A 20,618-nucleotide genomic window follows, 5' to 3' on the forward strand; every position below is an offset into this window, starting at 1 on the left:
AGCGATGCAAGCGGCAAAGCGCTAGAGGGCCGATCATGAACGCGCCCTTTCCGTCCCCGACGAAACAGCCCCTGCGCCTCCTGATCGCCGCTCCACGCGGTTTTTGCGCCGGCGTGGACCGCGCCATCGAGATCGTCGAACGCGCGATCGAGATCTACGGACCGCCGGTCTACGTGCGCCACGAGATCGTCCACAACAAGTTCGTGGTCGATTCCCTCAAGGCCAAGGGCGCGGTGTTCGTGGAGGAGCTGGACGAAGTGCCCGACGGCGTCCCGGTGATCTTCAGCGCGCACGGCGTGCCCAAGGCCGTCCCCGCCGCGGCGACGGCGCGCGGGCTGGAATGGCTGGACGCGACCTGCCCCCTGGTCAGCAAGGTGCACCGCCAGGCCGAACGCCAGATCGAGGCGGGCCGGCACATCCTGTTCATCGGCCACGCCCGCCATCCCGAAGTGATCGGGACGTTCGGCCAGGTTCCCGAAGGCACGATAACGCTGGTCGAAACCGTGGACGACGTGGCAACCCTGACCTTCGCGCCCGACACCGAGCTGTCCTACCTGTCGCAGACCACGCTTTCGGTCGATGATACCGCGGCCATCATCCGCGAGATCGAGGCGCGCTATCCGCAAGTCGTCGCCCCCAAGGCCGAGGACATCTGCTATGCAACGTCCAACCGTCAGGCCGCGGTCAAGCAGATCGCGCCGCTGTGCCAGCTCATGTTCGTGATCGGCGCGCCGAACAGCTCCAATTCGCTGCGCCTGGTGGAAGTGGCGCACCGCGCCGGGGCATGCGCGCAGCTGATCCAGCGCGCCAGCGACATCGATCCCGAATGGCTGACCGGCGTGGAAACCGTGGGCGTCACCGCAGGCGCATCGGCGCCCGAGCAGCTGGTGAACGAAGTCGTCGACCGGCTGAAGGCGCTGCGCGACGTCACCGCCGAGGAAATCGTGACGGCAAAGGAGCACATCACCTTCAAACTGCCTCGCCAGTTGATGCGCTGAAGGAAACCCGGTCATGGCAGTCTATACCCGGCTCGGTGCGGAAGAGATGGCCGCGATCATCGGCGCCTTCGACGTCGGCACCCTGGTTTCGGCCAAGGGCATCGCGGAAGGCGTTTCCAACAGCAACTGGCTGATCGAGACGCAGGACAGCAGCGGCGCTGCACGGCGCTTCATCCTCACCGTCTATGAAGCCCGCACCGATGTGCAGGACCTGCCCTTCTTCCTCGACCTGCTCGATCACCTGGCCGCGCGCGATTGCCCGGTCCCGCGCACGATGCACGATCGCGACGGCGCCAGCCACCGCTTCCACGAAGGCAAGGCGCTGGCGCTCATCGAGTTCCTGCCCGGCGTATCGGTTTCCGATCCCGCCCCGGCGCAGGCCCGCGCCGTCGGCGCCGCGCTCGCGCAGGTGCACCTTGCCGCCGCCGACTTCGGCTGCGAGCGCGTCAATTCGATGGGGCTGGCCGCATGGCAGCAACTGCTGGGCGACTGCGGCCGCGAAGGCCTTGAAGCGATCCACCCGGAACTGGCCCGCATCGTCGAGCACGAGCTGGCCCTGCTGTCCGCGCGCTGGCCCGCGAACCTGCCGCGCGGAGTGATCCATGCCGACCTGTTTCCGGACAACGTGCTGATGCTCGGCGATACGGTTACCGGCCTCATCGACTTCTATTTCGCCTGCACCGACATCACCGCCTACGACGTTGCCGTCACCCACGCCGCGTGGTGCTTCAATGCGGACGGGACCCGCTTCCTCCCGGCGCTTTCGAGTGCGCTTCTCGAAGGCTACGACAGCGTGCGCCCCCTGCTCGACGACGAACGCAAGGCCCTGCCCCTGCTGGCGCGCGGCGCGGCCATGCGCTTCCTGGCGACCCGCGCCTACGACTGGCTGAACACGCCCGACGACGCGCTGGTCACCCTCAAGGACCCGATGGCTTTCGCGCGCCGGCTCGAATTCTATGCCAATCCGGCCAATGCGAGTATCTTTGCCTCATGAAGAAGGTCGATGTCTTCACCGATGGCGCCTGCAAGGGCAACCCGGGGCCCGGCGGCTGGGGCGTGCTGCTGCGCATGGGCCGGCACGAAAAGGAAATGTCGGGCGGCGATCCCGAGACGACCAACAATCGCATGGAAATGACCGCCGTCATCAAGGCCCTCAATGCCCTGACCGAACCGTGCGAGGTCACGCTCCACACCGACAGCCGCTATGTCATCGACGGGATCACCAAGTGGGTCCACGGCTGGAAGAAGAAGGGCTGGGTCAATGCCAGCAAGCAGCCGGTGCGCAATGCCGACCTGTGGCACGACCTGATCGAGGCCGAACTGCGCCACAAGGTCAGCTGGATATGGGTGCGCGGCCATTCGGGCCACGACGAGAACGAACGGGTCGACAAGCTCGCCAGCGATGCCGCGCTGGCGGCCGGATAGGCATTTCGAACGGCGGCACCTTTCTTCGCGCGTGCGGTATTTTATGCTGCATGTGCGAAATAGACGCTGACCATTGCGTTCTTCGCAAGCAACCTGCCACTTTAAACATCGCCCTTCACTCGCCATAGGCACGCCCATGGTGAAGGCGATCTTGAACAGGATTGGGTACGAGCTGCGCGCCATGGCGACGCCGGGCCCGCGCATGGCCGATACGGCGGCCTGCGTGATCTCCGTTCTGCTCGCCATCGTGCTGGCCCAGTTTGCCGGTGCCCGGATGGTATCCTGGGCGGCCGTCTCGGCGCTGGTCCTTCTGAAGAGCGACGCGCTCGAAACGCTTACGCGCGGCGTCATGCGCATGATCGGCACTGCCGCCGGCGCGACCCTTGCGCTGGTCGCCGTGCCTCTCGCGGTCCATTCGATGATCGTCGCCAGCCTGAGCGCGGCGGTGATCGGCGCCCTCGGGCTCTACGGCATGCTTACCGGCCGCCGGGCCTATGCCTGGCTGCTGTTCGGGCTGACATTCGAGATCGTGCTGTTCGACAAGCTGTCCTATCCGCATATCGATACGATCGAGCTTGCCCGCACGCGCTTCGTGGAAGTCGCGGCAGGGACGATCGCCTGCGTTGCCGTCAGCCTGGGCGCGGCCCTGCTTTCCGGGAGCGGCTGGCTCGCGAACCGCAAGCAGCGGCCCGACCGCATGCGCTGGAATGCCCAGGCCGCCCGCCACGCGGCACAGGCCGGCCTTGCCCTGGCGCTACTGCCGCCCGTCTACGACCTGACCCGCCTGCCCGAGCTTTCGGGCGCGGCAATCACCATCATAGCCGTGATGATCGTGCCCGTCGCCGGACTGGGCCGGAGCGGCCTCGTTCCGGTCAGCCGCAGGCTGTTGCACCGCGCCATCGGCTGCATCGCCGGCGGCATGCTGGCCATATCCGTCCTGCTCCTGGCCGATGGCAGCCCGGCCGTGATCATCGCGGGGACCGTTGTCGGGCTGGTTATCGGCCGCCATCTCGAAACAGGCGGCTCGGCGACCAACTACGTGGGGCTGCAATTCTCGATAGCGCTGCTGATGGCGCTGGTGCCGGACACCTACGGGGAAATGGACCCCGGCCTTGCGGTCGACCGGCTGATCGGCATCATGGTGGGCATGGCCTTGATGGAGCCGGTGCTGCTCACCTGGCACTTCATCGCTGCCCGCCTGCCGCATCGCGGCGGACCCGACCGGCCCGCCGCGACGACCTGATCGAACGGCTCAATCGACCGTCTTGTCGACCACTTCGGCATCGGGGCCGTTCTTCTTGATCGAATCGATTGCGTTCTGCGCCGATGCCTTGCTCGAATAGCCTTCGGTCCAGAACATGGTTTCCGCGTTGTAGCAGAAGTAGGCGACGAACTCGCCGGCCTTGTTCTTGCGGATTTCGAAGCGGTGGGCCATCAACTATCTCCTTGGAAAGGTTCGCCCCGAACTGAGCAATTCCAGCGCGCCGATGCAACCCGTGATCGAAACTTTGTCAAACAGGGGTCACGAAAAGCGGCCCGGTGCGTAAGGTTCGGGATCGATCGCGCCGCCCGCATCGCCCAGCAGCAGACGCGCCCCCACTTCGGCGGCGGCGGGAGCGGTCTGGATGCCGAAACCGCCCTGCCCGGCAAACCAGAAGAACGCGGGATCTTCCGGCGCGAACCCATAGACCGGCAAGCGGTCCGGCGCGAAGGACCGCAGCCCCGCCCAGCGATGTTCGACGCGCGCGATGGGCCAGTCGACCACCTGCTCGAATCGGTCGATGGCAATGGCGATGTCCAGTTCCTCGGGCGCGGCATCGCAAGGTACGCTGGGCGTCTCGTCGTGCGGGCTCAGCCAGAGCCGGCCGCTCTCGGGCTTGAAGTAGAAGGTCTCGGAGATGTCGAGCACCAGCGGCATGTCGTCGAGAGCCGGAGGCGATACGGCCAGTTGCGCCATCGTCCGGCGGTAGGGCGTGATGCCAAGCGGGCGGACACCCGCCATGCTCGCCACCGGATCGGCCCAGGCCCCCGCGGCATCGGCCAGCACGCTCGCCGCGATACGGCGCCCGTCTGCCAGCGTGAGTTCCCAGCCCTGCCCGGTCCGTTCCACCTCCCTCAGCGCCGCGCGGCACCACAGTTCGGCCCCTGCCTTGCGGGCCTGCGCAAGATAGTGCTGGTGCAGCCCGGCGACATCTATGTCGCAGCAGGTCGGCTCGAATGCGGCGCAGGTCCAGCCCTCGCGCAAGTGCGGGACGTAGCGCTCGATCCCGGCACGGTCGAGCAGGTCGACCTCCAGCCCGATGGCACCATAGGTCTCGGCGAATTCGGCGACTCGCCTCTCTTCGTCCGCGCGCCCCAGTGTCACTGCCCGTCGCGGGGACAGGATGCCCAGTTCCTGCAACACATGGCCGGAGGCGGTCGTCAGCGGCTGTACACCGGGGCCGCCATAGCTTTCGGACCAGAACGCGGCGGAGCGGCCGGTGGTATGATAGCCGGGGCGTTCCTCGGCCTCGATCACCAGCACGCGCGCACGCGGACCGACAGCAGCGGCAAGCGAGGCACCGGCCATGCCGGCGCCGACGATAACAACATCGAAACGTGCATCCATGGCGATCACCCCCTAGCGGGAACGACCCGATCCAGAAACTCCCGGATCGCATTTATCGCCCGATCACGCACCGGATCGACCTCGCGCAGGATCTCGTGGCGGCATTCCTTGCCGAATGCGACCAGTTCGGCCTTCGGCAGACGCGCAGCCGCGCGACGCACCGCCGCCCACGAAACCAGTCCGTCCTTGCGCGTCGCCAGGATCAGTGTGGGCACGTCCACCGCCTCGAGCAGGTCCGGCGCTTCCAACAGGCGAATCGAGGCAAGCGCCCGTTCGATCCAGCCCCAGCTCGCCGCACCCATCAGGATCGCCGGACGGGTGGTGCGCCACCATTCCTCGTCCTCGTAGCGCGACAGGTCGTGCGTGAGCAGCCGGTAGCGCGAGTGGGGAATGACCTGTGGCTTCTCGTTCCCGCTCCAGGCCGGGCGGCGCGGATCGCCCAGTCCGGCGATCATTCTGGCTATCACGTGCAGCACGCTGCTCGGCATCCAGTCCGGGTGCAGGCCAAGCATCGGCGCGGACAGCACCAGCGCGTCGGGCCGTACCTTGCCCTCGGTAACGGCGCGCAGCACGATGTGGCCGCCCATCGAATGGGCAACGGCGACATGCGGCGGCGGCGTGCGCGCGGCCCAGTCCGCCCAGAGCGCGGCGTAATCGTCCACCCAGGTCGCGAAATCGTCGATGTGCCCCGTCAATGCATCGCGCCCGAGCCGCCCGCTGTAGGACTGCCCGCGCCAGTCCGCGGACGTGACCCCCCAGCCCTCGCGGTGCCATTCGGCGAGCGTCTCCAGCCATTTCTCATACGTGTCCGCGCGACCGGGCATGAACAGCAACGAGCCGCGCCGGGCGTCTGCGGGAGCAGGCCAGTCGAGCCGGCGAATACCGTGTCCGTCGGCGGCATGCCAGGTCGTCTCCCGGGCATCGGCGGGGACTGTCCGGCGCATGGCTGGCAGCGAGGGGCTGAAAGCGGAAGATGTCACTTGGCTAATTCCGTGCTCAGCCGACTGGTTACTTTTTAGTAAGTGATACCCGCTAGATCATACCCCCGATCAAGGGGGCAATTACATGTCGGGCGGTATATTTTCGTACGCATTGCTGGCGGGATTGGCAACCGCCCTGCTCGTCGCCGCCTTCACCGATCTCAGGCGTCGCGAAATAGACAACTGGCTTAACGGCGCGATCGCCCTGGCCGCACCGCTGTGGTGGCTGTCGATGGGTTTCGACTGGGTCGAGATCGGCTTTCAGATCGGCCTGGCCACCGCTACCTTCGTACTCACCTGCCTGCTCTTCGCCCTGCGCCAGATGGGCGGCGGCGACGTGAAGCTGCTGAGCGCGCTGGCCCTGTGGTTCACGCCCGTCAGCTTCGTCCAGGTCGTCATGCTCATGGCCGTGATCGGCGGCGGAGCGTCGATCGGAATGGCCGCGCTGAACATGAAGCGCGTGCCCGGCGAGACGCTGCGCGACGCGCTGGCACTGGGGGCAGCCGCCGCCTGGGTCTGGGGCGCCTGCGCCATCGTGTTCTCGATGGCCACGCGACGTCCGCTGATGGACAGCAGCACCGTGGAGGCGCTCTTCGCGGTGCTACCGCAGGCCTGGATCCTGTTCGCGGCCGTGCTGATCGTGATCCTAATCTTCGCTTACGGATTCTTCCATATCGTGCGCCGCCAGAAGTCTCGGCTGCCCATTCCCTACGGCATCGCCATCGCTGCGGCAGGCCTGTGGGTGCTGGGAGAACAGACGCTTTCTGCAGCCTGGTTGGCAGCGCAATCGGGATGAACTCCATTTTAACCAATTCGCCCGATTGTAACCATTCAATCCGGGGATTCTCAGGGGGCTTATCGAGCCATGGATAAGAAGAAACTGGTACTGCTGGTTGTCGCGCTGCTTGTCGCGGTTGGCACCGCACTCGCCGCACGATCGCTGTTCACCGGGGCCTCGGCGCCGCAGGCAGAGGCCGTTCCCGTCCAACCCAAGGGGCCGAAAGTCCTGGTCGCGCAGCGGGCACTGCCGGTCGGCACGATCATCACCGCCGACGCCGTGTCCTTCCAGGACTGGCCCGAAGAGCTCGTCAAGGACGCGTACTTCATCGACGGCGAAGCCGACATGGGCAAGCTGCTGGGCACCGTGGTGCGCTATCCGGTCACCGCCGGCCAGCCGCTGACCCAGGGCGCGCTCGTCGCTCCGGGTGACCGTGGCTTCCTCGCCGCGGCGCTCGGGCCGGGCATGCGCGCGGTCACCATTCCCGTTTCCGCCCAGACGGGCGTTGGCGGCTTCGTCTTCCCGGGCGACCGCGTCGACCTCATGCTGACGCAGCAGGTCAAGGGTGAAGGCGAACCGCTGCGTACGGCCGAGACGATCCTGCGCAACTTGCGCGTGCTTGCCACCGACCAGGCCACCGACAACGACGTTGTCGACGGCAAGACCGTGGTCAAGGCCTTCCGCACCGTGACGCTCGAAGTCACCCCGCGCATCGCCGAAAAGGTCGCCGTGGCACAGGAGATCGGCGCGATCAGCCTGTCGCTGCGCTCGATCGCCGACAACCAGGGCGAGTTCGAACGCGCGCTGGCCAACGGCGACGTCAAGGTGCCCGAAGGCGCGACCAAGGAGCAGGAAGAACAGCTCATGCGCCAGGCGATGGCCAAGCCGATCGAAGGCAAGACGACCTACGTGACCGGCGGCGACGTCTCGCGCTTCCAGCGCTCCAGCCGGCCGGCGATGCCCGGTGAGGGTGGGGCCCGTCCGCCGATGATGGCCTATGGTTCGGCCGGGGCGTCGATCCCCGCCGGCCCCGTGGTCCGCGTGACCCGCGGCAAGGAAACGACCCTCGAATCCGTGGGGGCCAAGTGATGACCGCCGGCAAGAACGAAATTCTCACCTTCGCCCGTTTCAACGCCTTTGGGGGCACACTTATGAAACCGCGTCTTCTCAAGACCATGATGACCGCAGCCTGCGCTCTTGCGCCGCTGGCCGTGACGGTCTCGGCCCCGGTCACCGCCCAGTCGGTGCAACGGCCCGCGCAGAGCATCGACCTGTCGATCGGCAATGGCCAGCTGGTGAACGTTCCCGGCTCGATGACCGATGTCTTCGTCGCCAATGACCAGGTGGCCGATGTCCAGGTAAAATCCCGCAGCCAGTTCTACGTGTTCGGCAAGGCCGGCGGCACCACCACGGTCTATGCCAGCAATGCGGCGGGCAAGGTCGTCTGGTCGGGCACGATCACGGTCGGCTCGAACCTCGACAGCGTCGATTCGATGCTGAGCCTGGCGATGCCCGAAGCCAAGATCGGCGTCTCGACGATGGGCAGCAACACGTTCCTGCTGACCGGCACGGTCAAGACGCCGGAAGACGTCTCCGAAGCCGAACGTCTCGTCCAGGCCTATGTCGGCGACAAGGCGAACGTGATCAGCCGCCTGCGCATGGCGACGCCGCTGCAGGTCAACCTGCAGGTGCGCATCGCCGAAGTCAGCCGCTCGCTGGTCAAGTCGCTGAGTTCCAACCTGACCACGATCGACGGCACCGGCGGCTTCAAGTTCGGCATCGGTCAGGGCCGGGAGTTCTACAACACCTTTGCCACCGATCCCAACCTGCCCCTGGGCATGGGCAGCGCCGTCCAAGGCTACACCTACGATCCGATCACCGGCAACATCGTCCTGAAGCCCGGGACGAATGTGCTCCCGCTGACCGGTTCCAGCACGCTGTCCGGCATGGGCAAGTTGTTCGGCCTGAACATCCTCGGCGCGCTCGACGCGGGCGAGACCGTTGGCCTCGTCACCACGCTTGCACAACCCAACCTCACCGCGCTTTCGGGTGAAACCGCCGACTTCCTTGCCGGCGGCGAATATCCGATCCCGGTCAGCCAGGGCCTGGGCGCGCAGTCGATCGAGTACAAGAAGTACGGTGTCAGCCTGTCGTACACGCCCACTGTGCTCGCCAACGGCCGCATCTCGATGCGCGTCCGTCCGGAAGTCTCCGAGCTGTCCAGCCAGGGTTCGGTCAACCTCAACGGCTACGAAGTGCCCGCACTGACCGTGCGACGCACCGAGACGACCATCGAACTCGGCTCGGGCCAGAGCTTCATGATCGCCGGCCTGCTGAGCAGCAACACCCAGAACAACATCCAGAAGATGCCGGGCGCCGGCGACCTTCCGATCCTGGGCTCGCTGTTCCGCTCGACCAGCTACAAGCGCGGCGAAACCGAACTGGTGATCGTCGTCACGCCCTACCTGGTCAACCCGGTTGATGCCTCGCAGATCGCCCTGCCCACCGACGGCTTCAACTCGCCCAACGAGCTGCAACGTCTTCTGGGCAACATGGAAAACGACGGTGTCAGCGGCGCGAAGCGCCCCGGACCGACCCAGGCGCCCGCGCCCGTCGATGGTCCCTCCGTCGGCGCCGCGGACATTCCCGCAAAGCCCTCCAAGGGCAAGGCGTCCAAGCACACCGCATCCAATGACAGCGCCAAGCCCGGCTTCAGCCTGAAGTGAGAAAGGTGAACACCATGCGTTCCTTCAAACCGGCCTATGCCACCCGCCTCGGCGGCGCCGCGCTCGCTCTCTCGCTGGGCCTCGCCCTTGCAGGATGCGGCGGCATCCCGACCAACCGCTCGCTGTACTCGGTACACCAGCCGGTGGTCGAAAAGGTCAACTACACGCTCGACGTCACGACCAGTGGTTCGGGCCTCGCCTATGGCGAACAGAGCCGCCTCGCCGGCTGGTTCGATGCCATGGGCCTCAAGTACGGCGACAAGGTCTACGTCGACGATCCGACCGGCAACGCGGGCACCCGCAGCGCCGTCGAAGCCGTAGCTTCGCGCTACGGCATCCTGCTCGGCGACAATGCACCCGAAACCGCTGGCTATGTAACGCCGGGCAACGCGCGCATCGTCATCGTGCGCAGCAAGGCTTCGGTGCCGAGCTGCCCGGACTGGTCGACCAAGAACGACTTCAATCCCAACAACGGGCTCACCAGCAACTACGGCTGCGCCACCAACACCAACCTCGCGGCGATGGTCGCCAATCCCGAGGACCTGCTGCACGGCGCGGACGCGACCGGTTCGACGGTCATGATGAGCTCGAACAAGGCGATCGACGCCTACCGCAACGCCGCGCCCACCGGCAAAGGCAACTCCGTCAGCGAAACCGGCACGAAGGGGAACTGAGCCATGAACGCACCCTGGAAATCCGGCAGCCCGAATGGACGGGACCAGTTCGCAGCCTATCTCTGCGACGATGCCTCGCTCGACGTCCTGCGCCCGGTCGCGATCGAAATGGGCTGGCAGTCCGAAAAGTGCAACAAGGGCGGCCTGCGCAACGCCGTCCAGTCGCTCTCGATCACGGCCTCGCCCAACATCCTGATGATCGACCTTTCGGAAAGCGGCGATCCGCTCAACGACATCAACGCGCTGGCCGAAGTCTGCGAACCGGGAACGGTCGTCATCGCGGTGGGCCAGGTCAACGACGTGCGCCTCTATCGCGACCTGCTCGCCAGCGGCATCCACGACTACCTGCTCAAGCCGCTCTCGCCGGCTCAGCTGCGTGACTCCCTGTCGCAGGCGCAGACGGTGTTCTCGGCGCCGAAGCACAGTGAAGCGGGCTCCGGCAAGGAACACATCTCCACCGCCGTGATCGGCACGCGCGGCGGCGTCGGCGCTTCGACGCTGGCGACCTCGCTCGCCTGGTTGTTCAGCGCTGACAACAAGCTGCCCACCGCGCTGCTCGATCTCGACATCCACTTCGGCACCGGGGCCCTGTGCCTCGATCTCGAACCGGGCCGCGGCCTGACCGACGCGATCGAGAACCCCAGCCGCATCGACGGCCTGTTCATCGAACGCGCCATGATCCGCGCGAACGACAACCTGGCGATCCTTTCCGCCGAAGCCCCGATCAGCTCGCCGCTGATGACCGACGGCGCGGCCTTCCTCCAGCTCGAGGAAGAGTTCCGCCAGGCTTTCGAGATGACCGTCATCGACATGCCGCGCAACATGCTGATCAACTTCCCGCAGTTGATCACGGACGTGAACGTCGTCGTGCTGGTGGCCGAAATGACGCTCGCCTCGGCGCGCGACACGATCCGTATCCTGTCCTGGCTCAAGGCCAATGCCGCCCATGCACGGGTGATCGTGGTCGCCAACAAGGTGCAGCCCAGCCTTGCCGAAATCAGCAAGGCGGACTTCGAGGCATCGATCGAGCGGAGGATCGAGCTTTCGATCCCCTACGACGTCAAGGCTGCCTCGATGGCGGCCAAGCTGGGCCAGACTTTCGCCGACGCCAATCGTTCGAGCAAGGCCGGCGGTGTCATTCGCGAGCTGTCGCGCGCGGTCATCGACCGCGACGGCGAGGACGACGGTGCCTCGCTCAAGAAGTCGCTGCTGGGCAAGTTCGACATCAAGTCGATGATGCCCAAGGCCAAGAAGGCGGAAACGGCGGCGGAGTGACGCTTGCGCGAAGGGGTTTCACTCCAAGCGCGGCAAAGCCCGCCAGCAGCTAGAGGCACAGGACGCTCATGAACATTCTTCCGTTGATTCTGGTGGCAATGGGCCTCACGGGCGTCTTGGCGCTGATCTGGTTTGCTTTTACCGGTCCTTCCCCCGCGAAGGAATCGACGCGTCGTCTGCGCGCCGTCCGGTATCGGCACTCCAACAGCACCACGGACCGCGTCGAGGCGCAGATGCGCCGGGCGGTTGCCGCGCGCAAGCCCAAGCTGCATCAGATCGCGGGGTCGGGTTCGCGGATCGATGCGCTGGCCTTGCGCCTGCATCGCACGGGCAAGCCCTGGACGGTGTCGCAGTATTTCTATGTCTCGCTCGGCCTCGCGGCCGCCGTCGCCGCGATCATCTTTCTCAAGTCCGGCGCGCCGGCCCTGTCGCTGGTCGTCGGCCTGCTGGTCGGCGCCGGCCTGCCGCACATGGTGGTGAACAACTTCATCAAGCGGCGTTCGAACGCCTTCACGGTGAAGTTTGCCGACGCCATCGACCTGTTGGTGCGCGGCCTTCGCTCCGGCCTTCCGGTAACCGAGACGCTGGGCGTCGTCGCCAGCGAAGTTCCCGGTCCGGTCGGCGAGGAGTTCAAGCTCGTCACCGAACGCATCAAGATCGGCAAGACCATGGAGGATGCCCTCCAGGAGACCGCCGACCGCCTGGCGATGCCGGAGTTCAACTTCTTCTGCATCACGCTGGCGATCCAGCGCGAGACCGGCGGCAACCTGGCCGAAACGCTCGCCAACCTGGGCGACGTGCTGCGCAAGCGTGCGCAGATGAAGCTCAAGATCCGCGCCATGAGCTCGGAATCCAAGGCCTCGGCCTATATCGTCGGCGCCCTTCCCTTCATCGTCTTCGGCCTGATCTGGTGGATCAATCCCGGTTACATCGGTGAGTTCTTCATCGACGAGCGACTGATCGTGGCCGGTCTCGGCGGGATGGTCTGGATGGGCATCGGCGCCTTCATCATGGCCAAGATGGTCAGCTTCGAAATCTGATCCGGGGAAGGCAAGGAACCATGTTCAACCAATCCGCAGGCCCCACGCTCCTCGGTTTCGACGTCATCCTCGTCGCCACCGTCCTTGCGATGATCGCGGCGGGCGCAGTGATGCTGGCCATCTATGCCGCGGTGACCGTGACCGATCCGATGGCCAAGCGCGTCAAGGCGCTCAACCAGCGTCGCGAAGCGCTCAAGGCCGGCATCATGACCACCGCGCGCAAGCGCCAGAGCGTGGTGCGCCGCAACGACACGACCGACAAGATCGGCGAGTTCCTCGGCAACTTCAAAATGTTGCAGGACAGCCAGATCAAGGAGATCGAGCAGAAACTGGCGCAGGCCGGCATCCGCAACAAGGAATGGGCCGTCGCCGTCGTCTTTGCCCGCCTCGTCGCGCCGATCGTGCTGGGCGGGCTTGCCGCCGTCGTCATCTACTGGATAGACTACTTTCCCGCGTGGAGCCCCTTCAAGAAGTTCATGGGCTTCGCCGTGATGCTGCTGGCCGGCTACAAGGGACCGGACATCTTCATCCAGAACATGATCTCCAAGCGCACCGACGCGATCCGCAAGGGGCTTCCCGACGCGCTCGACCTGCTGGTGATCTGCGCCGAGGCCGGCCTTACCGTCGACGCGGCCTTCGAGCGCGTCGCCCGCGAACTGGGCCGCGCCTATCCGGAACTGGGTGACGAATTCTCGCTCACGTCGATCGAGCTGTCGTTCCTGACCGAACGCCGCCAGGCTTTCGAGAACCTCGCATGGCGCGTCAATCTCGAGGCGGTCAAGGGCGTGGTCACGACCATGGTCCAGACCGAACGCTACGGCACCCCGCTCGCCTCCGCGCTGCGCGTGCTCTCGGCCGAATTCCGCAACGAGCGCATGATGCGCGCAGAAGAAAAGGCAGCGCGCCTTCCGGCCATCATGACCGTGCCGCTGATCCTGTTCATTCTGCCCACGCTGTTCGTCGTCATTCTCGGCCCGGCGGCCTGTTCGATCGCCGATGCCTTCTCCGGCGGCGATCCGCATCCGCCCAAGGCGGGCTGACGCTCCACTCCAAGCCATCAGCCGGCCCCGTTCCCGCAAGGGAGCGGGGCCGAACTGATTCCGGCTGCGACGAACTGCCTCGCACAAGTGTCGACTTGTTAACACTGTCAGGGTCCCGTCAGCTCCCGCGCTCACATGGGAATGCGCAGGGCAACACTGTCGGGGGCTACGACAGAGGAGTTTGAGGATAATGATTTCGAAGACGTCAACAGCCCGCTTCCTTGCTGGTGCAGCCCTTGCGCTGTCGGTTGTCGCAACCCCGGCCCTTGCCGGTCCCGGTGGCGGCGGCATGGGTGGCGGCGGCATGGGCGGCGGCTCCATGGGTGGCATGGGCTCCATGGGCGGCGGCATGATGACGGGTTCTTCCTCGGGCATGGGCTCGATGGACCGCATCCGCACCCGGGACCGCGATCAGGATCGCGTACGTGACCGTGCGATGGAACAGGAACGCAAGCGCATTCGCTCCCAGGCCCAGACCCGCGATCGGGCCCAAAACCAGAACCAGACCCGGGACATGAATTCCGGCACGGCTGCTACCCCCGGCAGCTGAGCGGCCCGAGGGTCGCACCTCAAGCCCCTCCCCGGCCACGGCCGCGGGAGGGGCTTTCTCATGACGGGGCAACGCGCATTCCTTGTCGCTCTCCGCGTCGATCAGGCTTCCTCCTCCCGCAATCCGATGTTGCGGAAACGGGCCGAAACGGCCTAGCATCCGGGAAAGACAGGAAGAGGATAGCCCCATGGACCCCGCGACGAAAAAGACCGCCCTTCGCATGATCCCCTATGGGATCTACGTCATGACCGCCAAGGGCACCGACGGTCAGCTGGCCGCCGCCACCGTGAACTTCGTGACTCAGACATCGTTTTCCCCGCCGCTCGTCGCCGTGGGCGTGAAGGTCGATTCAGGCTGCCATATCGCTGCCAGGGAAACGGGGCAGTTCGCGCTCAACATGCTCGGCAAGGGACAGCAGGGCGCGGCCTTCGCCTTCTTCAAGCCGGCCGAGGTGGAAGACGGCAAGCTTTCCGGCGAACCCTTCCGGCAGGGCGACAACGGCGCCCCGATCATCGACAGCGCGATCGCGGCCGTGGAATGCAAGGTCGCGGAGATCGTCGCGGTGGGCGACCACCACGTGATCATCGGAGAAGTCACGCAGGCCCATCTCCACAAGCATCCCGAAGGACGCCCCGATGCCGCCATTCTGGAAATGAAGGACCTGGGGGACAACGTTTTCTACGGCGGATGACAGGCCGCTACGCGGGCGTCTCCACCAGTTCCGCAATCTCGAAGCGGTAGTCCTTCCAGCCGCGCATCCGCGCGCCCTCCTGCGCGGCCGCGCGCAGCTTCCTTGCTTCGGCAAGCGAACCGGCATGCCCCCAGAAGACCTCGGTCCTGCCGTTTTCGAGCTCGGCGACGATCCGCCAGTAATGGGTAAAGGGATCGGCGGTCGGACCGATGGTCTTCACGTAGCCATCGGGCATCGTCGCGGTCAGATAGCGCTTCTTGCGTGACCTGCGCGCCATGGCGCCCTTCAGTCCCGCTCGCCGTAGATCCGGCAAGCCACCGCATCGAGCCGCGCGATCATGGCCGGATCGCGCGCGTCGGACGCGGTGATGAAGGCATGTTCCAGCGCCATGTCGATCGGGCTCGGCTCGCGCACGGACGGGAGGCCGGCAGCGAGAGCGGCCACGGTCGCCCGGGCGGTGCGGGCATTGGCATGCAGCACCGCCAGCACGTCGGTGACTTCGACGCCGGCCTCTTCCTCGCGCCAGCAGTCGTAGTCGGTAACCATGCCCAGCAAGGCATAGGGCAGCTCCGCCTCGCGTGCGAGGCGCACCTCGGGCATCGCGGTCATGCCGATCACGTCGGCGCCCCATGACTGGTACATGCGGCTTTCGGCGCGGGTCGAGAACTGCGGTCCTTCGATGGCGACATAGCAGCCGTCCTGATGCACATCGCCCCCGGCCCGGCGCGCCGCGGCCGCCAACATGCCGGAAAGCCGCCCGCAGACCGGGTCCGCCAGGCTGACATGCGCGACGAGACCGGGACCGAAGAAGCTGTTCTCGCGGCTCGTCGTACGGTCGATGAACTGGTCCACCGCCACGAACTGGCCGGGTGCCAATCCCTCGCGCAACGACCCCACCGCCGAGAGCGAAACCAGATCGGTCACGCCGCAGCGCTTGAGCACGTCGATATTGGCGCGGTAGTTCACGGCGCCTGGCGGAATGCGGTGCCCTGCCCCGTGCCGCGCCATGAAGGTGAAGCGCACGCCGCCCAGCCTGCCGGTCACGACGGGACCGGACGGCTCGCCGAAGGGGCTGGAGACGAGGATCTCCTGCGCGTCCTCCAGGTCGATGCCGGCGGCAAGACCGGACCCGCCGATCACGCCAATGTGCCAGAAACTGCTTTTCTCAGCGCGCAAGGATACCTGCCATGATGATGTCGATCGTGTGTTCGCGATAGCGGTCGCGCAGTTCCTCGGTCAGCGTGTCCTGATCGAAACAGTGCTTGAGCACCAGCCGCGTCGAGAAGAACCGGTCGACCGCTCCCGTCACCGTGAAGTAGAATAGTTGAGGATCGATTTCACGGAACACGCCCGCCTTCACGCCGTCACCGATAAGCTGCTCGTAAGCGCGGTAGATCGGCGAGAGATAGCTGTCGGCGATGCGCTGCGCCTCGACATCGTCGCTCTCGCGGATGACCCGCATGGTCAGGCGATTGAGATAGGGCACCGCGTAGAAGGTATCGACCACCTTCCACAAGTGGCGACGCAGCTTCGACTCCGGGTCCCAGCCGTCCTTCGCCACCAGCGCGTCGACACTGGTGACGATGGCCTGCCAGTCGCGTTCGAGCAGGGCCTTGAGCAGCCCCGCCTTGTTTCCGAAGTAGTACTTCACCAGCGCCGAATTGAGGCCGGAGCGCAAGCTCAGTTCGGACAGCGAGATGTCGATTACGTCACCTTCGCGCATGATGGCGCCGGCAGTGTCGAGCAGCAGCGCCCGCGCGCCCGGCGGCGCGGCAAGCCCTGTCTCGTTCCCTGCTGGCGTCATACTCCGGCCCTTCATGATCGCTGCTTACTTCGGCCCCATGCGGATCGCGCCGTCGAGACGGACCGACTCGCCGTTCATGTAGTCGTGCTCGACCATGAAGAGCGCCAGCTTGGCATATTCCTCGGGCTTGCCGAGACGCTTGGGGAACGGGACCATCGCGGCCAGCGCATCCTGCACCTGCTGCGGCATGCCCGCCATCATCGGCGTCTCGAAGATGCCCGGCAGGATGGTGTTCACGCGAATGCCGTTGGCCATGAGGTCGCGCGCGACCGGCAGCGTCATCGCCAGCACGCCGCCCTTCGAGGCGGCATAGGCGGCCTGGCCGATCTGGCCGTCCTGCGCCGCGACCGAGGCGGTGTTGACGATCGCCCCGCGCGAACCGGCCTCGTCCACCGGATCGAGCGTCGCCATGCCCGCAGCCGACTTGCTGATACAGCGAAAGGTGCCGACGAGGTTAATGGCGATGGCCTTCTCGAACAGCCCCATGTCGTGCGCCTTGGGCTCGCCCGTCTCGCGGTTCTTGCCCACGGTCTTGGAAGCCGGCGCAATGCCCGCGCAGTTGACGAGCACGCGTTCCTGCCCGTGCGCCGCGCGCGCCTTGGCGAAACCGGCATCGACGCTGGCATCGTCGGTCACGTTGACTTCGCAGAACACGCCGCCGATTTCCTTGGCCATCGCCTCGCCGGCTTCGGCATTGAGGTCGAAGATCGCAACCTTCACGCCCTGCGCCGCCAGCGCCCGCGCCGTCGCTGCCCCAAGACCCGAGGCCGCGCCGGTAACGACGGCGGCAACACTACTATCAAGCTTCATTTCGTATTCCCTTCCCGAACGAGCTGCACGCACGCGCCGCCGCGATTGGCGGACGGGTGCGCCCCGATGATTTAATCAACCGGTTAAGCAGCACATCCGGGCAGGTCAATCGGTCAGGGCAAAATCACGCCCCGGCGTCATGACACGTGTAAGGTCCCCGATCTGCGCGAAAAGCCGCTTCAGTTGGCCTGATCGAGCCCGCGCTGGACCTGCGAACGCTCGATATTGGCGCGATCGCTGCTGCGCTGCGCGTCCCACTGGCTCTTGCGCATGCAGACCTTCTTGGAACGCAGGAGCGAACCGATCTGCTGAATTCTTTCGCAGATCACGGGGTCCGCCTTTTCCACCGCATTTTCGGTCTCGGCCGCAGCGGTTTCGGTCTTGGAAACGGCATCCGCGGAAGCCTTGGAATCCGGCTCGGCGAAGGCAGGAACGGCAACAACAACAGCTGCTGCCACGAGAATACGGGAAACAAGATGCATGAAAATCTCCACGGCACGAACGCAAGGCTCAAGTGCCTGAATTGACAGATGTCCCAAGCTATTATGGATTTGTGTTTTCTTCAAGCACGCGCAATGTCGAAAGCTATTGTCATGCGTTCACCGGCGTCGAACGGCCGGGTTCCGTGCCACATCCAGCTGGGGAACAGCACAAGTCGCGCTGGCCTGGGTTCGACCGTGCGGCGCGGCGCGATCGTCAGGCCCAGTTCGCCAGGCGCTCCGCCCAGGTCAAGACAGCCTTCCTCCTCGCCCAGCCCTTCGGGCACCGACACGTAAAGCGCCGAACTGATCCAGCCTTGCGGGTGATGGTGTGCTGTATGGAATCCGGCCTCGCCCAAACGCACCGACCAGCTTCCGGCAAAACGCGGACGCTGCACGCGCACTTGCGAAAGCATGGGGTGCGCCGCGTCTGACGGCGGCAGCTGCGCCATGAAGCTCGCAACCTCGCGCCGCAGCACCTCGCGCACGCGCGCGATTTCCGGTTCGGTCCGCGCCAGCAGCGCGCCTTCAGTCTGCGTTCCGCCGCGCACCGACTGATCGAGGAAGCGGCCGGAGCCCGCGTGCAGGCGGCGCAGCAGCGCACGCAGAGGTTCAAGGCCGATCTCCTCCGGATCGAGGTCGACCACCTTGTGAAGGCCGGCCTGCCCGTCGAGCCATTCGGCACGGGGATCACCGGTAAGGCGCCACGCCAGCGCCGCGTAGGGCCAGACGCCTTCCGCGCCGGTCGCGGCCAGCCAGGGCTCCACTTCGGCGGCCGCGCGCGAAGGTTCTCCCGTGCGCAGCCAGTGCCGCGCGCGCCAGACGGCATGGCCGGCATCTGCAGGTGCCCCCATGGGCTCGAAAATCACCTTGGCCTCTTCGCTCCGCCCCAGTTCGTCGAGCGCGGCCGCCTGCGGCAACCGATAGGCGGCATGGGCACCGCGAAGCGCGATCGCCTGCCGCGTGGCTTCCAGCGCCTCGGCATGACGCTCCGCCTCCATGAGGAGATTGATGCCCAGGACCCGCAGGCGATCGGCCTCCGGGTAGTGCTGAAGCGTGCGCTCGATTGTCGCCAGCGCCTCTTCCCCGCGCCCCATCAGCGCGGAAAGCTGGGCAAACTGGCGGTGCCCTTCATCCCAGCCGTGGTTCGCGGCGAGCATGGCATCCAGTTCGGACAGCGCCCGCTCCTTGTCCCCTTCGGCGAACCGCGCCGATGCCAGCCCCAGACGGATTTCCGCCTTGGCCGGTGACAGCTGGACTGCCTGCTCGAACAGCCGCGAGGCCGGACGGCCGGCCTCCAGCGTGACATGCGCGAGGGCATGGACGAGCCCCGGATTGCCGGGCACGAGCCGCAAGGCCTGTTCGAGCGCCGCAATGGCGTCGTCACGCCGGTCCAGCGCACGGCGCAGCATGGCCGCCCAGTGCAGCACCGTGGCATCGCCGGGATGGGAGCGGAGCCAGTCGCTCAGCCGCCTTTCGGCCTGCTCCTCGTCGCCGCTGCCCAGCGCCCGCTCCGCCAGCGCGGCGAGATCCGGGGGAGTATCACTCACACCGTCCCTCCCTTTCCGTCAGTCCCGCGCACCGGACATGCCTTCGGAGCCGATCATGGCGGCCACCGCCGCGCGCTCGACTTCGGAAAGACCGGGGTGCCAGGCATCGAAGATCAGCACGACGCGCAAGGCATCGCTGGGGTTCATCGCCTCGTGCTCCATGGTATCGTCGAAAGCGAAGGCCTCGCCCTCCTTCCACAGTCGCGTCTCTGCCCCCACGCGAAACCAGCAGCCGTCAGGAACGACGAGCGGCAGGTGGCAGACCAGCCGCGTGTTATCGACCCCCACGTGCGGCGGAATCGCGGTGCGCGGCGCGAGCAGCGAGAACATCGCGTTAGGCGAGGCGCCGGGCACCCGCGGCTGCGGCACGCGCGAGAGGATTTCCATCGTGCGCGGCGCCTGCGCTGCATTCTCCGCGACTTCCACGCCCTGCTTGAGCAAGTGGATCGCGCTCCAGTCCTTGTTCCGGTTGAGCGAGCGCCACTGCGCCAGCGCCTCGCGATCCTCGTACTGGATATAGGGTTCCAGTTCGGCGCGTTCCGACTGCAGGAGCGCCAGCATTTCCGCGCGGATCGCCTCGAACCCGGCTTCCAGTTCCGCCAGCCAGGGCGTCGTGCTGCGCGGGTGGAATTCACGCTCGACAATGCCGGGATAGTGAAAGTGCGTCGGCTGGCTGTGATAGACGCGCGTCTTTCTCAGGACATTGTCGCGAAAGCGGGCGATGCGCCAGTTCTCGTCCTCGTCGGCATGCGCCGCTGCATCGGCCGCCGCAGCCGCCAGCCGCGCCTCGCGTGTCTCCTGCCAGGCGGCATGGAAGGCCTCTCCGGCAGAAAGCGCGGCAGCAAGCGGCGGCGGCAGCGTACCGTCCGGCTTCTGCGCGATCGCCTCGGCCCACGCTTCGCCCGCACCGGCATCGTTGAGCCGCTCGAGCAGACCGGCCCGCATGACCAGCGCCACGAAATCGAGCGGCGCGATCTGCAAGGCACGGTGCACCGCATCGAGCGCGCGGTGCGGCTGACGCAAGGCACGGCGCAGACCAGCCAGCTTGAGCCACTGCGCCACAGCTTGCCCACCTGCCGGTTCCGCTTGCCTGAGCAGGGCCTCGAGTTGCTGCGCAGCCTCCGGCAGGCGGCCCGCGCCCGCCAGCTTGTCGACTTCGGCAAATCCGGCTTCTGTCGTCATGGCTTGCG

23 protein-coding genes are annotated in these 20,618 nt (G+C 66.2%); 13 read left to right on the forward strand and 10 right to left on the reverse strand.

Translation table 11 applies throughout. The features are described from left to right. Positions 1-35 precede the first annotated feature (35 nt). The 4 genes from ispH to NZK81_RS08825 all read left to right on the forward strand — a co-directional run bounded on the left by ispH (position 36) and on the right by NZK81_RS08825 (position 3,666). The gene (gene ispH / locus NZK81_RS08810) at positions 36-998 is read left to right on the forward strand and encodes a 4-hydroxy-3-methylbut-2-enyl diphosphate reductase (protein WP_260045758.1); all 963 of its coding nucleotides are present in this window, start codon (positions 36-38) and stop codon (positions 996-998) included. A 13-nt stretch (positions 999-1,011) separates the two neighbouring features. Continuing rightward, the gene (gene thrB, locus NZK81_RS08815; protein ID WP_260045759.1) at positions 1,012-1,992 is read left to right on the forward strand and encodes a homoserine kinase; all 981 of its coding nucleotides are present in this window, start codon (positions 1,012-1,014) and stop codon (positions 1,990-1,992) included. Next, positions 1,989-2,423, forward strand: coding sequence for a ribonuclease HI (gene rnhA / locus NZK81_RS08820; RefSeq protein ID WP_260045760.1), 435 nt, complete (start codon positions 1,989-1,991; stop codon positions 2,421-2,423). Before thrB ends, rnhA begins: the two co-directional genes overlap by 4 nt. 151 nt (positions 2,424-2,574) lie before the next feature. Further along, the gene (locus NZK81_RS08825; protein WP_260045761.1) at positions 2,575-3,666 is read left to right on the forward strand and encodes an aluminum activated malate transporter family protein; all 1,092 of its coding nucleotides are present in this window, start codon (positions 2,575-2,577) and stop codon (positions 3,664-3,666) included. 9 nt (positions 3,667-3,675) lie between these two features. On the opposite strand, the gene NZK81_RS08830 is transcribed toward NZK81_RS08825, so the two are convergent. The 3 genes from NZK81_RS08830 to NZK81_RS08840 form a co-directional block, all read right to left on the reverse strand. Further along, positions 3,676-3,858 carry a YegP family protein gene (locus tag NZK81_RS08830; RefSeq protein ID WP_260045762.1) on the reverse strand — a complete coding sequence of 61 codons (183 nt, stop codon included), beginning with the start codon at positions 3,856-3,858 and terminating at the stop codon, positions 3,676-3,678. 87 nt (positions 3,859-3,945) lie between these two features. Next, on the reverse strand, positions 3,946-5,031 hold the full coding sequence (locus NZK81_RS08835) for an NAD(P)/FAD-dependent oxidoreductase (RefSeq protein WP_260045763.1): 1,086 nt from the start codon (positions 5,029-5,031) through the stop codon (positions 3,946-3,948). A 5-nt stretch (positions 5,032-5,036) separates the two neighbouring features. Next, on the reverse strand, positions 5,037-5,975 hold the full coding sequence (locus NZK81_RS08840; protein ID WP_260045985.1) for an alpha/beta hydrolase: 939 nt from the start codon (positions 5,973-5,975) through the stop codon (positions 5,037-5,039). 121 nt (positions 5,976-6,096) lie between these two features. On the opposite strand from NZK81_RS08840, the gene NZK81_RS08845 reads away from it, so the two are divergent. The 9 genes from NZK81_RS08845 to NZK81_RS08885 all read left to right on the forward strand — a co-directional run bounded on the left by NZK81_RS08845 (position 6,097) and on the right by NZK81_RS08885 (position 14,785). Next, entirely contained in the window at positions 6,097-6,807 is a 711-nt protein-coding gene (locus NZK81_RS08845) for an A24 family peptidase (RefSeq protein ID WP_260045764.1), read from the forward strand. A gap of 69 nt (positions 6,808-6,876) precedes the next feature. Continuing rightward, entirely contained in the window at positions 6,877-7,878 is a 1,002-nt protein-coding gene (gene cpaB / locus NZK81_RS08850) for a Flp pilus assembly protein CpaB (RefSeq protein ID WP_260045765.1), read from the forward strand. 62 nt (positions 7,879-7,940) lie between these two features. After that, the gene (locus NZK81_RS08855) at positions 7,941-9,515 is read left to right on the forward strand and encodes a type II and III secretion system protein family protein (RefSeq protein WP_260045766.1); all 1,575 of its coding nucleotides are present in this window, start codon (positions 7,941-7,943) and stop codon (positions 9,513-9,515) included. Positions 9,516-9,529: 14 nt separating this feature from the next. After that, positions 9,530-10,189: a CpaD family pilus assembly protein gene (locus NZK81_RS08860; RefSeq protein ID WP_260045767.1), complete on the forward strand. Its 660-nt coding sequence runs from the start codon at positions 9,530-9,532 to the stop codon at positions 10,187-10,189. A gap of 3 nt (positions 10,190-10,192) precedes the next feature. Continuing rightward, positions 10,193-11,464 carry a pilus assembly protein CpaE gene (locus NZK81_RS08865; protein ID WP_260045768.1) on the forward strand — a complete coding sequence of 424 codons (1,272 nt, stop codon included), beginning with the start codon at positions 10,193-10,195 and terminating at the stop codon, positions 11,462-11,464. A 68-nt stretch (positions 11,465-11,532) separates the two neighbouring features. Continuing rightward, on the forward strand, positions 11,533-12,504 hold the full coding sequence (locus tag NZK81_RS08870; protein ID WP_260045769.1) for a type II secretion system F family protein: 972 nt from the start codon (positions 11,533-11,535) through the stop codon (positions 12,502-12,504). A 20-nt stretch (positions 12,505-12,524) separates the two neighbouring features. Further along, on the forward strand, positions 12,525-13,544 hold the full coding sequence (locus NZK81_RS08875; RefSeq protein ID WP_260045770.1) for a type II secretion system F family protein: 1,020 nt from the start codon (positions 12,525-12,527) through the stop codon (positions 13,542-13,544). 190 nt (positions 13,545-13,734) lie between these two features. Beyond that, on the forward strand, positions 13,735-14,094 hold the full coding sequence (locus NZK81_RS08880) for a hypothetical protein (RefSeq protein WP_260045771.1): 360 nt from the start codon (positions 13,735-13,737) through the stop codon (positions 14,092-14,094). Positions 14,095-14,281: 187 nt separating this feature from the next. Then, a complete protein-coding gene (locus NZK81_RS08885) occupies positions 14,282-14,785 on the forward strand; it encodes a flavin reductase family protein (RefSeq protein WP_260045772.1) in 504 nt (167 codons plus the stop codon). Positions 14,786-14,792: 7 nt separating this feature from the next. Here NZK81_RS08885 and NZK81_RS08890 read toward each other — a convergent pair whose 3' ends face one another. From NZK81_RS08890 to NZK81_RS08920, 7 genes are all read right to left on the reverse strand, one after another. Then, positions 14,793-15,062 (reverse strand): hypothetical protein, encoded by a 270-nt coding sequence (locus NZK81_RS08890; RefSeq protein ID WP_260045773.1) that lies wholly within the window; start codon positions 15,060-15,062, stop codon positions 14,793-14,795. Between the two features lie 8 nt (positions 15,063-15,070). Then, positions 15,071-15,961, reverse strand: a complete 891-nt coding sequence (gene mtnP / locus NZK81_RS08895) for an S-methyl-5'-thioadenosine phosphorylase (RefSeq protein WP_260045774.1) — start codon at positions 15,959-15,961, stop codon at positions 15,071-15,073. Continuing rightward, positions 15,951-16,589, reverse strand: a complete 639-nt coding sequence (locus NZK81_RS08900) for a TetR family transcriptional regulator (protein WP_260045775.1) — start codon at positions 16,587-16,589, stop codon at positions 15,951-15,953. The genes mtnP and NZK81_RS08900 overlap by 11 nt, the downstream gene beginning before the upstream one ends. Positions 16,590-16,613: 24 nt before the next feature. After that, positions 16,614-17,399: an SDR family oxidoreductase gene (locus NZK81_RS08905; RefSeq protein ID WP_260045776.1), complete on the reverse strand. Its 786-nt coding sequence runs from the start codon at positions 17,397-17,399 to the stop codon at positions 16,614-16,616. Positions 17,400-17,578: 179 nt separating this feature from the next. Next, on the reverse strand, positions 17,579-17,881 hold the full coding sequence (locus tag NZK81_RS08910) for a hypothetical protein (RefSeq protein ID WP_260045777.1): 303 nt from the start codon (positions 17,879-17,881) through the stop codon (positions 17,579-17,581). 80 nt (positions 17,882-17,961) lie between these two features. Then, positions 17,962-19,428 (reverse strand): 2OG-Fe(II) oxygenase family protein, encoded by a 1,467-nt coding sequence (locus NZK81_RS08915; protein WP_260045778.1) that lies wholly within the window; start codon positions 19,426-19,428, stop codon positions 17,962-17,964. Positions 19,429-19,446: 18 nt separating this feature from the next. Further along, positions 19,447-20,610, reverse strand: coding sequence for an aspartyl/asparaginyl beta-hydroxylase domain-containing protein (locus NZK81_RS08920; RefSeq protein WP_260045779.1), 1,164 nt, complete (start codon positions 20,608-20,610; stop codon positions 19,447-19,449). Positions 20,611-20,618: the final 8 nt, after the last annotated feature.

This window comes from Novosphingobium mangrovisedimenti (assembly GCF_025153475.1).
GTDB lineage: Bacteria > Pseudomonadota > Alphaproteobacteria > Sphingomonadales > Sphingomonadaceae > Novosphingobium > Novosphingobium mangrovi_A.

Coding starts and splice junctions, on each gene's coding strand:
- ispH (WP_260045758.1), top strand. CDS start 36: ATGAACGCGCCCTTTCCGTCCCCGACGAAACAGCCCCTGCGCCTCCTG.
- thrB (WP_260045759.1), top strand. CDS start 1,012: ATGGCAGTCTATACCCGGCTCGGTGCGGAAGAGATGGCCGCGATCATC.
- rnhA (WP_260045760.1), top strand. CDS start 1,989: ATGAAGAAGGTCGATGTCTTCACCGATGGCGCCTGCAAGGGCAACCCG.
- NZK81_RS08830 (WP_260045762.1), bottom strand. CDS start 3,858: ATGGCCCACCGCTTCGAAATCCGCAAGAACAAGGCCGGCGAGTTCGTC.
- NZK81_RS08835 (WP_260045763.1), bottom strand. CDS start 5,031: ATGGATGCACGTTTCGATGTTGTTATCGTCGGCGCCGGCATGGCCGGT.
- NZK81_RS08840 (WP_260045985.1), bottom strand. CDS start 5,975: ATGCGCCGGACAGTCCCCGCCGATGCCCGGGAGACGACCTGGCATGCC.
- NZK81_RS08845 (WP_260045764.1), top strand. CDS start 6,097: ATGTCGGGCGGTATATTTTCGTACGCATTGCTGGCGGGATTGGCAACC.
- cpaB (WP_260045765.1), top strand. CDS start 6,877: ATGGATAAGAAGAAACTGGTACTGCTGGTTGTCGCGCTGCTTGTCGCG.
- NZK81_RS08855 (WP_260045766.1), top strand. CDS start 7,941: ATGAAACCGCGTCTTCTCAAGACCATGATGACCGCAGCCTGCGCTCTT.
- NZK81_RS08860 (WP_260045767.1), top strand. CDS start 9,530: ATGCGTTCCTTCAAACCGGCCTATGCCACCCGCCTCGGCGGCGCCGCG.
- NZK81_RS08865 (WP_260045768.1), top strand. CDS start 10,193: ATGAACGCACCCTGGAAATCCGGCAGCCCGAATGGACGGGACCAGTTC.
- NZK81_RS08870 (WP_260045769.1), top strand. CDS start 11,533: ATGAACATTCTTCCGTTGATTCTGGTGGCAATGGGCCTCACGGGCGTC.
- NZK81_RS08875 (WP_260045770.1), top strand. CDS start 12,525: ATGTTCAACCAATCCGCAGGCCCCACGCTCCTCGGTTTCGACGTCATC.
- NZK81_RS08880 (WP_260045771.1), top strand. CDS start 13,735: ATGATTTCGAAGACGTCAACAGCCCGCTTCCTTGCTGGTGCAGCCCTT.
- NZK81_RS08885 (WP_260045772.1), top strand. CDS start 14,282: ATGGACCCCGCGACGAAAAAGACCGCCCTTCGCATGATCCCCTATGGG.
- NZK81_RS08890 (WP_260045773.1), bottom strand. CDS start 15,062: ATGGCGCGCAGGTCACGCAAGAAGCGCTATCTGACCGCGACGATGCCC.
- NZK81_RS08900 (WP_260045775.1), bottom strand. CDS start 16,589: ATGACGCCAGCAGGGAACGAGACAGGGCTTGCCGCGCCGCCGGGCGCG.
- NZK81_RS08905 (WP_260045776.1), bottom strand. CDS start 17,399: ATGAAGCTTGATAGTAGTGTTGCCGCCGTCGTTACCGGCGCGGCCTCG.
- NZK81_RS08910 (WP_260045777.1), bottom strand. CDS start 17,881: ATGCATCTTGTTTCCCGTATTCTCGTGGCAGCAGCTGTTGTTGTTGCC.
- NZK81_RS08920 (WP_260045779.1), bottom strand. CDS start 20,610: ATGACGACAGAAGCCGGATTTGCCGAAGTCGACAAGCTGGCGGGCGCG.